The sequence below is a fragment of the Melaminivora sp. genome, from assembly GCF_032059615.1.
Taxonomy (GTDB): Bacteria; Pseudomonadota; Gammaproteobacteria; order Burkholderiales; family Burkholderiaceae_C; genus Melaminivora.
This window is the reverse complement of sequence record NZ_DAMCAM010000032.1, coordinates 24,736-35,371: the sequence shown is the minus strand read 5'-3', so window position 1 is coordinate 35,371 and position 10,636 is coordinate 24,736. Positions and strand designations below refer to the sequence as shown.

At 69.7% G+C, this 10,636-nt stretch carries 7 protein-coding genes and 1 tRNA gene; 6 read left to right on the top strand and 2 right to left on the bottom strand.

What is annotated here, in order from left to right; all coding sequences use genetic code 11:
* The 6 genes from rpoC to RT051_RS08810 all read left to right on the top strand — a co-directional run.
* The coding region (rpoC, locus tag RT051_RS08835; RefSeq protein WP_313075206.1) for a DNA-directed RNA polymerase subunit beta' at positions 1-3,569 on the top strand (3,569 nt) is incomplete at its 5' end.
* A 118-nt stretch (positions 3,570-3,687) separates the two neighbouring features.
* Complete coding sequence (locus RT051_RS08830) at positions 3,688-4,245, top strand: LemA family protein (RefSeq protein ID WP_313075203.1); 558 nt, start codon at positions 3,688-3,690, stop codon at positions 4,243-4,245.
* A gap of 31 nt (positions 4,246-4,276) precedes the next feature.
* A complete protein-coding gene (locus tag RT051_RS08825; RefSeq protein WP_313075200.1) occupies positions 4,277-4,930 on the top strand; it encodes a DUF4390 domain-containing protein in 654 nt (217 codons plus the stop codon).
* A 14-nt stretch (positions 4,931-4,944) separates the two neighbouring features.
* On the top strand, positions 4,945-7,227 hold the full coding sequence (locus tag RT051_RS08820) for an ATP-binding protein (RefSeq protein WP_313075211.1): 2,283 nt from the start codon (positions 4,945-4,947) through the stop codon (positions 7,225-7,227).
* Positions 7,228-7,282: 55 nt separating this feature from the next.
* Positions 7,283-7,999: a response regulator gene (locus tag RT051_RS08815; protein ID WP_313075197.1), complete on the top strand. Its 717-nt coding sequence runs from the start codon at positions 7,283-7,285 to the stop codon at positions 7,997-7,999.
* 74 nt (positions 8,000-8,073) lie between these two features.
* A tRNA-Phe gene (locus RT051_RS08810) sits at positions 8,074-8,149 on the top strand.
* Between the two features lie 233 nt (positions 8,150-8,382).
* Here the strand turns inward: RT051_RS08810 and RT051_RS08805 are convergent.
* Both RT051_RS08805 and RT051_RS08800 read right to left on the bottom strand, forming a co-directional pair.
* Complete coding sequence (locus RT051_RS08805) at positions 8,383-8,928, bottom strand: c-type cytochrome (RefSeq protein ID WP_313075193.1); 546 nt, start codon at positions 8,926-8,928, stop codon at positions 8,383-8,385.
* Between the two features lie 240 nt (positions 8,929-9,168).
* A complete protein-coding gene (locus tag RT051_RS08800) occupies positions 9,169-10,629 on the bottom strand; it encodes an efflux transporter outer membrane subunit (protein ID WP_313075187.1) in 1,461 nt (486 codons plus the stop codon).
* Between the last annotated feature and the right edge of the window lie 7 nt (positions 10,630-10,636).

The window sequence follows — 10,636 nt, the reverse complement described above, 5'->3', positions numbered from 1 at the left end:
GCCTGAAGGTGCTGGAGGCCTTCCGCAAGTCGGGCATCAAGCCCGAGTGGATGATTCTGGAAGTGCTGCCCGTGCTGCCGCCGGACCTGCGTCCGCTGGTGCCGCTCGATGGCGGGCGCTTTGCCACGTCCGACCTGAACGACCTGTACCGCCGTGTCATCAACCGCAACTCGCGCCTGCGCCGCCTGCTGGAGCTAAAAGCCCCCGAGATCATCGCGCGCAACGAAAAGCGCATGCTGCAGGAGGCCGTGGACAGCCTGCTGGACAACGGCCGCCGCGGCAAGGCCATGACGGGCGCCAACAAGCGCGCCCTGAAGTCGCTGGCCGACATGATCAAGGGCAAGGGCGGCCGCTTCCGCCAGAACCTGCTGGGCAAGCGCGTGGACTACTCGGGCCGCTCGGTCATCACCGTGGGCCCGACGCTCAAGCTGCACCAGTGCGGCCTGCCCAAGCTGATGGCGCTGGAGCTGTTCAAGCCCTTCATCTTCTCGCGCCTCGAAGCCATGGGCATCGCCACCACCATCAAGGCCGCCAAGAAGGAAGTGGAAGCCGGCACGCCGGTGGTGTGGGACATCCTGGAAGAAGTGATCCGCGAGCATCCGGTGATGCTCAACCGCGCGCCCACGCTGCACCGCCTGGGCATCCAGGCGTTCGAGCCCATCCTGATCGAAGGCAAGGCGATCCAGCTGCACCCGCTGGTGTGCGCCGCTTTCAACGCCGACTTCGACGGCGACCAGATGGCCGTGCACGTGCCGCTGTCGGTGGAGGCCCAGCTGGAGGCGCGCACGCTGATGCTGGCATCCAACAACGTGCTGTTCCCGGCCTCGGGCGAGCCCTCCATCGTGCCGTCGCAGGACGTGGTGCTGGGCCTGTACCAGGCCACGCGCGAGAAGATCAACGGCCGCGGCGAGGGCATGCTGTTCTCCGACGTGCCGGAGGTGCAGCGCGCGCTCGATGCCAATGAGGTCGAGCTGACCAGCAAGGTCAACGTGCGCATGACCGAATGGAGCCGCGACAAGGACAGCGGCGAGTGGCAGTCGTCGAGATCGGTGGTCGAGACCACCGTGGGCCGCGCGCTGCTGTCGGAGATTCTGCCGCGCGGCCTGGCGTTCTCCAACCTGAACAAGACGCTCAAGAAGAAAGAGATTTCCAAGCTCATCAACGCGTCGTTCCGCAAGTGCGGCCTGAAGGAGACGGTGGTCTTTGCCGACAAGCTGCTGCAAAACGGCTTCCGCCTGGCCACGCACTCGGGCATCTCCATCTCGGTGGACGACATGCTGGTGCCGCCGCAGAAGGCCGAGATCATCGGCCGCGCCGAGACCGAGGTCAAAGAGATCGAGCAGCAGTACGTCTCGGGCCTGGTGACGGCCGGCGAGCGCTACAACAAGGTGGTGGACATCTGGGGCAAGACCGGCGACGAAGTCTCCAAGGTCATGATGGCCCAGCTGGCCAAGGAAAAGACCATCGACCGCCATGGCAAGGAAGTGGAGCAGGAGTCGTTCAACTCCATCTACATGATGGCCGACTCGGGCGCGCGGGGTTCCGCCGCGCAGATCCGCCAGCTGGCCGGCATGCGCGGCCTGATGGCCAAGCCCGACGGCTCCATCATCGAGACGCCCATCACGGCCAACTTCCGTGAAGGCCTGAACGTGCTGCAGTACTTCATCTCCACGCACGGCGCCCGCAAGGGCCTGGCCGACACGGCGCTGAAGACGGCCAACTCCGGCTACCTGACGCGCCGCCTGGTGGACGTGACGCAGGACTTGGTGGTGACCGAAGAGGATTGCGGCACCTCCAACGGCTCGCTGATGCGTGCCATCGTCGAGGGCGGCGAGGTGGTCGAGTCGCTGCGCGAGCGCGTGCTGGGCCGCGTGGCGGCCGAGGACGTGCTGCACCCCGAGACCCGCGCCGTGATCACCCCGGCCGGCACGCTGCTGGACGAGAACACCCTGGACGCGCTGGAATCCGCCGGCGTGGACGAGATCAAGGTGCGCACCGCGCTCAATTGCGAGACGCGTTACGGCCTGTGCGGCAAGTGCTACGGCCGCGACCTGGGCCGCGGCGGCCTGATCAACCTCGGCGAAGCCGTGGGCGTGATCGCCGCGCAGTCGATCGGCGAGCCGGGCACGCAGCTGACCATGCGCACCTTCCACATCGGTGGTGCGGCATCGCGCGCGGCCGTGGCGTCCAACGTCGAGGCCAAGTCCAGCGGCATCGTGGGCTTCAACCCCACCATGCGCTATGTGACCAACACCCGCGGCGAGCTGGTGGTGATCGCCCGCTCCGGCGAGATCATCATCCAGGACGAGCACGGCCGCGAGCGCGAGCGCCACAAGGTGCCCTATGGCGCGACGCTGGCGGTGAAGGCCGACCAGCAGATCAAGGCCGGCACCATCCTGGCGAACTGGGACCCGCTGACGCGCCCCATCATCACCGAGTACGCCGGCCAGGTGAAGTTCGAGAACATCGAAGAAGGCCTGACGGTGGCCAAGCAGGTGGACGAGGTCACGGGCCTGTCCACGCTGGTGGTGATCGACCCCAAGCGCCGCGGCTCGGCCAAGGTGGTGCGCCCCCTGGTCAAGCTGATCGACGCCGAGGGCAAGGAAGTGAAGATCCCCGGCACCGACCATGCGGTGGCCATCGGCTTCCAGATCGGCGCGCTGATCCAGGTGCGTGACGGCCAGGACGTGGGCCCCGGCGAGGTGCTGGCGCGCATTCCGGTGGAAGGCCAGAAGACGCGCGACATCACGGGCGGTCTGCCGCGCGTGGCCGAGCTGTTCGAGGCACGCAGCCCCAAGGACGCGGGCATGCTGGCCGAGATCACCGGCACGGTGTCGTTCGGCAAGGAGACCAAGGGCAAGGTGCGCCTGCAGATCACCGATCCGGACGGCAAGGTCTGGGACGAGCTGGTCCCGAAGGAAAAGAACGTCCTGGTGCACGAGGGCCAGGTGGTCAACAAGGGGGAGCTGATCGTGGACGGCCCGGCCGACCCGCAGGACATCCTGCGCCTCTTGGGCATCGAGGAGCTGTCGCGCTACATCGTCGATGAGGTGCAGGACGTCTATCGCCTGCAGGGCGTGAAGATCAACGACAAGCACATCGAGGTGATCGTGCGCCAGATGCTGCGCCGCGTCGTGGTCGAGAACCCGGGCGAATCGACCTACATCGCCGGCGAGCAGGTCGAGCGCTCGGAGATCCTCAACACCAACGAGCAGCTGCAGGCCGAGAACAAGATCCCGGCGACCTACACCAACGTGCTGCTGGGCATCACCAAGGCCTCGCTGTCCACCGACTCGTTCATCTCCGCCGCCTCCTTCCAGGAGACGACGCGCGTGTTGACCGAGGCGGCCATCATGGGCAAGCGCGACGAGCTGCGCGGCCTGAAGGAGAACGTCATCGTCGGCCGCCTGATCCCGGCCGGCACCGGCCTGGCCTACCACCAGGCGCGCCGCGCCAAGGACGCCATGGACGAGGCCGAGCGCCGCGCCATCGCCGAGGCCGAGGCGGCCGAGCTGGCGGGCGCTACGGCCGAGCTGGACGGCGACGACACCTCGGCATCTGCCGAGTGACGGCCTGAGCCACCCGGGGGCGCTGTCTGCGGCAGCGCCCGCCCGGGCAGCTGCCCCGGACCCTCCCAAGCTCCCGCCCAGCACCGTCTGGCCGGGAGCTTTTTTTGGTGTTTGGCCCATGACTTTTCTCCTGTGGACCTCGTCCGCCCTCGCCGCCGTGCTGCTGTTCTGGGGGGTGGGCGCCTACCAGCGGCTGGTGCGCCTGCGCGCCGCGGTGCTCAAGGCTTTTGCCGCGCTGGAGACGCAGCTGGCACGCCTGCTGGCGCTCATGGCCGAGTTCGACGCGGGCCTGGAGGCACAGGCGCCGGTCGGCGAGGGCGAGATACATGCCCAGCGGCAGGCCGTGCAGGCCGCAGCTGCGGCCCTGCGCGCTGCGTTGGCGGCGGCCCGCGCACGACCGCTCGATGCGCTGGCCATCGCCGCGCTGGCGCGGCGCGCCCGTGCCCTGAACAGCGCCTGGGCGGCCCTGGTGCAGGCCCCGGCCCTGCAAGACGAAGGCGTGGCGGCGCCGTCGCTCGCGCCCTGGGTGCAGCAGCGCGAGGAGCTGGCCCTGCAGGGCCGGCTGGCACGCCAGCAGTTCAACACCGCCGTCACGCGCTACAACGAGGCCGTGGCGCAGTTCCCCGCGGGCGTGCTGGCCTGGTGCTGTGGCTTTCGCAAGGGCAGGGTGCTCTAGCACCCGCCTGCTCTGCCGGACAATACGCGCCGTGCCTGCCTACGCCCCCCTCCCGCTGCGCCTGCGCACTGCCTTCATCCGTTGGCGGCCGTGGGCCGGGCTGTGCCTGCTGGCCTGGGCGCTCCTGGCCCTGCCGCTGGCCCGGGCCCAGGCGCTGCCCGACGACATCACCGAGCTGCGCGTGGAGCGGGGCGAGGCGGGGGCTCTGCTGCTGAGCGCAGCCTGGCGCATGACGCTGCCGCCTCTGGCCGAGACGGCGCTGCTGCAGGGCATCGCCGTGCACTTCGTGGTGCAGGCCGAGGTGCTGCGCCCGCGCTGGTACTGGACCGACAAGATCGTGGCCCGGGCCACGCGCCAGCTGCGCCTGAGCTATCAGCCGTTGACCCGGCGCTGGCGTCTGGTGCAGTCCTCGGGCGGCGAGGACGCGGCCGGCCTGGGCATGGCACTGGGGCAGAATTTCGACACCCTGGGCGACGCACTGGCCGCCCTGCAGCGCATCACCCGCTGGACCATCGCCGAGCCCGGCACGCTGGACGATGGCGCTTCCTACGCGGTCGATCTCACGGTGCGCCTGAACACCTCGCAGATGCCCCGGCCGCTGCAGTTTGGCGTGCTGGGGCGCTCGGGCTGGAATCTGTCGCTGTCGCGCAACATCCTCGTGCCGCGCCTGGAGGCCGCGCCGTGAGCGAGCCGGCGCCGCTGCGCCCGGCGGGTTCGGCCCGGCGCGCCGCCAGCCGGGGCCACGCCGTGCGCTGGGCGCTGGGCCTGGGTGCGGGCGTCATGTGCGCCATCGCGCTGGTGCTGCTGTTTCTGATGACGCAGGCCACCAACAACCGCGTGCTCTACGAGCGCCATTTCACCTGGCTGCTGGGCGTGAACGTGCTGGTGGCGCTGACGCTGCTGGCAGTGCTGGTCTGGGGGGCGGTGCGCCTGGCGGTGCGGCTACGCAGCGGCCGCTTCGGCGCCCGGCTGCTGATCAAGCTGGCGGGCATCTTCACCCTGGTGGGGCTGGTGCCGGGGCTGCTGATCTACACCGTGTCCTACCAGTTCGTCTCGCGTTCGATCGAGAGCTGGTTCGACGTCAAGGTCGAGGGCGCGCTGGCCGCCGGCGTGAGCTTGGGCCGGGTGACGCTGGACACCATCGCCGCCGACATGGCGACCAAGACACGCAGCGCCAGCAGCCAGCTGGCCCAGGTGCCCGACGCCGCCGCCGGGCTGGTGCTCGAGCGCATGCGCGACCAGCTGGGCGCCGACGACATGGTGCTGTGGAACGCCGGCGGCCAGGCCGTGGCCAGCGCCGGGCGCTCGCGCTATTCGCTCAACCCCGAGCGCCCCGGCACGCAGCAGCTGCGCGCCGCGCGCCAGGAGCGCATCACCTACCAGATCGAGGGCCTGGACGACCTGGCCGACCCGCGCGCGCCCGAGGAGGCGCGCGTGCGCGTGCTGGTGGCCGAGCTGAGCCCGGGCGTGGGCCTGCTGGCCGAGCCGCGCTACGTGCAGGCGACGCTGCCGCTGCCGCAGGCGCTGGTGGCCAACGCCGTGGCCGTGCAGGAGGCCAACCGCGAATACCAGGAGCGGGCGCTGGCGCGCGGCGGCCTGCGGCGCATGTACATCAGCACGCTCACGCTCAGCCTGTTCCTGGCCGTCTTCGGCGCGGTGCTGCTGGCGGTATTGCTGGGCAACCAGCTGGTGCGTCCGCTGCTGGTGCTGGCCGAGGGCGTGCGCGAGGTGGCCGCGGGCAACCTGGCACCAAAGGCCGCGCTGCAGGGGCAGGACGAGCTGGGCGGGCTGACACGCGACTTCGCCCTCATGACCCACCAGTTGGCCGAGGCGCGCGCCACGGCGCAGCGCAGCATGGGGGCGCTGGAGGCCGCTCGCGGCAACCTGCAGACCATCCTGGACAACCTGACCGGCGGCATCATCGTGCTGGACGGGCAGGGCGTGATCCAGTCGAGCAACCCGGGCGCCACGCGCATCCTGCGCGCGCCGCTGGCGGCCTGGGAGGGCCGCCCGCTGGCCGACGTGCCGGGCCTGGCCGAGTTCGCCGCGACCGTGCAGCGCCATTTCGACACCTTCCTGCTCGACCGCAGCGACCACCACGGCCTGGACCACTGGCAACACCCGCTGGAGCTGCATGGCTCGGGCGAGGGGCTGGAGCAGAAGGGCACCAACCTGGTGGTGCGTGGCGCCGAGCTGCCCGAGCGCATGCGCCTGCTGGTGCTGGACGACATCTCCGAGATCGTCTCGGCGCAGCGTGCCCAGGCCTGGGGCGAGGTGGCGCGCCGCCTGGCCCACGAGATCAAGAACCCGCTCACGCCCATCCAGCTGTCGGCCGAGCGGCTGGAGTTCAAGCTCGCCGACAAGCTGGCGCCGCCCGAGCAGGCCATGCTGGCCAAATCGGTCAAGACCATCGTGGACCAGGTGGACGCGATGAAGCGCCTGGTCAACGAGTTCCGCGACTATGCCCGCCTGCCCGCGGCGCAGCTGCAACGCCTGGACCTGAATGCGCTGGTGCAGGACGTGCTGCAGCTCTACGGTGAGGGCGAGGGCAGCGTGCCCATCCAGGTCGAACTCGACCCGCGCTGCCCGCAGATCGCGGGCGACGCCCAGCAGTTGCGCCAGGTGCTGCACAACCTGCTGCAGAACGCCCTGGACGCGACGCTGCAGGCCCGCCAGGAGCGGGAGGCCGCGGGCAGTGCCGCCCCGCCCGATGCGCAGCCGCACGTGCGCGTCGGCACGCGCTGGAGCGAATCGGCCCGGCGCGTGCGCCTGACGGTCGCCGATGGTGGCTCGGGCTTTGCGCCGCACATCCTGCAGCGCGCCTTTGAACCCTACGTGACCACCAAGTCGCGCGGCACGGGCCTGGGCCTGGCGGTGGTCAAGAAAATTGCCGACGAGCATGGCGCGCGCATCGAACTGAGCAACCGGGTGGAGGGCGGCGTGGTGGCGGGCGCGCAAGTGTCGCTATCATTCGCCCCTTGATTAAGGCGGTGGTGCTTTCGCAACACCGCATGGCAGCAACGGCGCACCTCGACACATGGCAAACATTCTGGTGGTGGACGACGAACTGGGCATCCGGGATCTGTTGTCGGAGATTCTCAACGACGAAGGCCACAGCGTCGATCTGGCGGAGAACGCCACGCAGGCGCGCAGCGCGCGCCAGAGCGGCGTCTATGACCTGGTGCTGCTGGACATCTGGATGCCCGACACCGACGGCGTCTCGCTGCTCAAGGAGTGGGCCACGGCCGGCACGCTGACCATGCCGGTCATCATGATGAGCGGCCATGCCACCATCGACACGGCGGTGGAGGCCACGCGCATCGGCGCTTTCTCCTTCCTGGAGAAACCCATCACGCTGCAGAAGCTGCTCAAGGCGGTGGAGCAGGGACTGGTGCGCGGCGCGGCCGGCAGCGCCGCCGCGTCCGCTGGAGTTTCTGGTGCAGGCGCCGCAGCCCTGGCCCCGGCAGCGGCTGGCGCACCCGGCCAGGCGGCCCCCGGAGGCAGCGCCGAGCCCCAGGGGGGCGCAGCCGCCCTGCAGACGGGGCCCCAGTCGCACCAGGGATTCAACCTCGACCGCCCCCTGCGCGAGGCGCGCGACAGCTTCGAGAAGGCGTATTTCGAGTTTCACCTGGCGCGCGAGGGCGGGTCCATGACGCGCGTGGCGGAGAAGACCGGCCTGGAGCGCACCCACCTGTACCGCAAGCTGCGCCAGCTCGGCGTGGACCTGGGCCGCAGCAAGCGCGCCAGCAGCTGACGCACGCTGCCACACGCAAAAAACGGGGATGGACGGTTTTTTGCCAAATTTTCCGTGCTAGAATTTTGGTCTCAGGCCCGGTAGCTCAGTCGGTAGAGCAGAGGATTGAAAATCCTTGTGTCGGCGGTTCGATTCCGTCCCAGGCCACCAGATAAGCAAAAGCGCTGCAACCCTCCAGGTTGCAGCGCTTTTTTGCTTTCATCCCCATGACGGCAATCCTGCGCCGGGGCGCAGCATGGCTGGCCCCTTCTTCGGGCGGGGCGCCGCAGCCCTCCCGATTTGGACGGAGGCTGCGCACGCACAGACACAAAAATAACCGGCCCGTCTTGCGACAGGGCCGGTTATTTTTGCCAGAGGGCGGCCTGGCGCTCGTGGGAAGGGGCTCAGCCGCCCGAAGTCGCAGCAGCCGGTGCGCCATCGGCGCCTTCGGCGGCAGCTGGCGCGGCGGGCTCGTCGAACTTGCCGCCGGCCGCGTTGGCCAGGTAGGCCACACCGCGGGCGATTTCCAGGTCGCTGAATTCGCCGCCCTTCTGGGGCGCCATGGCGCCCTTGCCCTCCAGGGCCGAGTGCACCAGGGTCTCGAAGCCGGTCTGGATGCGCGGGGCCCAGGCGGCGGCATCGCCCAGCTTGGGCGCACCGGCGGCGCCGGTGGCGTGGCAGGCGGCGCACTGGCCCTGGAAGACCTGCTCGCCCGAGCGCAGCGGACGGTTGGCGTCGCGCACTTCCACCAGGCCGATCTTCTGGATGCGCTGGGCCACCGCCAGCTCGGGGTTGGCCGCGCCCATGCCGGGCTTGTTGCCCGACGTCACATACATCACGAGGCCGATGATGGCGAACACCGGCAGCACGAAAGCGAAGATGACGGTGGCCAGCAGCTGCTTGGGCGTCCTGATGGGTCCGGCGTGCGCTGCGGTGGGGATGTCGCTCATGAGGGGCCTCGATCGATAAGTCTGTAGGGCGGGAACGGAAAAGGCAGCCGACGATTATAAGAACGTGTTTGCGATCTCTACGCGAAGGGGTGCGGGAAGCAGATCGGGACGGAATGCGAGGCGCAAACCACAGCGATAGCCGGTGCTATCGCGAGGATTTGCAACGACGCAGGGCGCCCGAGGCTGCGACTGCACGCCCGCGGGGGGATCGTAAACACGTTCTGAAAGTCGCGCCAGCGCTCACTGTGCCCCTGCCCGGGCGGGCGCGGCCGCGGCCAGCTGGCCCTCGCTCCAGCCGCCACCCAGGGCCTTGTAGAGCACCACCTGGTTGTTCAGCTGCTGCAGTCGCGTGAGCACCAGCGCCTGTTGTGTCGCGTAGAGCGAGCGCTGGGCATCGAGCACGTCCAGATAACTGGAGACGCCGTTGCGGTAGCGCAGGTCCGACAGCTCCAGGCGCTTGGCGTCGGCAGCGGTCTGAGCGCGCTGGGCCTGCAGTTGTTCGGTGAGCGTGGCGCGGCCGGCCAGGGCGTCGGCGACCTCGCGGAACGCCGTCTGGATGGTCTTCTCGTACTGCGCCACCGCCATTTCGCGCCCGACCTGGGCGGCTTCCAGGCCGGCCTGGTTGCGCCCTGCGTCGAACAGCGGCACGGCCAGCTGCGGAGCCAGCGAAAACGCCCAGGAGCCGCCCTTGAACAGCCCCGACAGCTCATCGCTCACCGTGCCTATCGAAGCGGTGAGCGCAATGCGCGGGAAGAAGGCCGCCCGCGCCGCGCCGATGTTGGCATTGGCACCGATCAGCTGCTGCTCGGCCTGGCGGATGTCGGGGCGGCGCACCAGCAGCTCCGAGGGCAGGCCGGCGGTCAGCGGCTGCATGGGCGCGGCCTGGTCCAGCCGCGAGGAGGGCAGGGTAGCGCGGATGTCCTCGGGCAGGGCCTGGCCGAGCAGCAGCACCAGGGCGTTCTCGTCGAGCATGCGCTGGCGCTGCTGCTGGGCGTAGGTGGCGCGTGCGGCCTCGGCCAGGCTCTGCGCCTGGCGGTTGTCCAGCTCCGAGCTGACGCCGTTCTCCAGGCGCAGGCGGGTCAGCCGCACGGACTCCTCGCGCGTGGCCAGGGTGCGGCGCGAGATGTCCAGCAGCTCCTCGTCGGCCATCAGGCTGAGCCAGCCCGAGGCGACGGCCGACACCAGGGTGATCTGCGCGGCCTTGCGCGCCTCGGCGGTGGCCAGGTACTGGGCCAGCGCCTGCTCCTTGAGCGCGGCGATGCGGCCAAAGAAGTCGATCTCCCAGGACGTCAGGCCCAGACCGACCTGGAACTGATTGCCGTACTGGCCGGTGACCGGGTTGGGCTGGCGCGTGGCACTGGCGACACCCGCCACCGTCGGGTACTCGTCGGCGCTGCGGATCTGGAACTGCGCGCGTGCCTGCTCCACGTTGAGCAGGGCCAGGCGCAGGTCGCGGTTGTTGCCCAGGGCGATGCCCACCAGGCGCTGCAGGCGCGGGTCGGTGAAGTAGTCCTTCCAGTCGATGTCCGCGGCGGCGCGTGCCTGCGGGCCGGCCGTGTCGGCCAGCGGGTAGGCGGCGGCGACCGGCGGCTCGGGCCGCTCCAGGGTGGGGATGAAGCTGCAGCCGCCCAGGATCAGGGCTGTCACCAGGGGTGAAATAGCGCGCAAACCCTTGGTGCGCAATGATTGTTTGCTATGCATATATGAC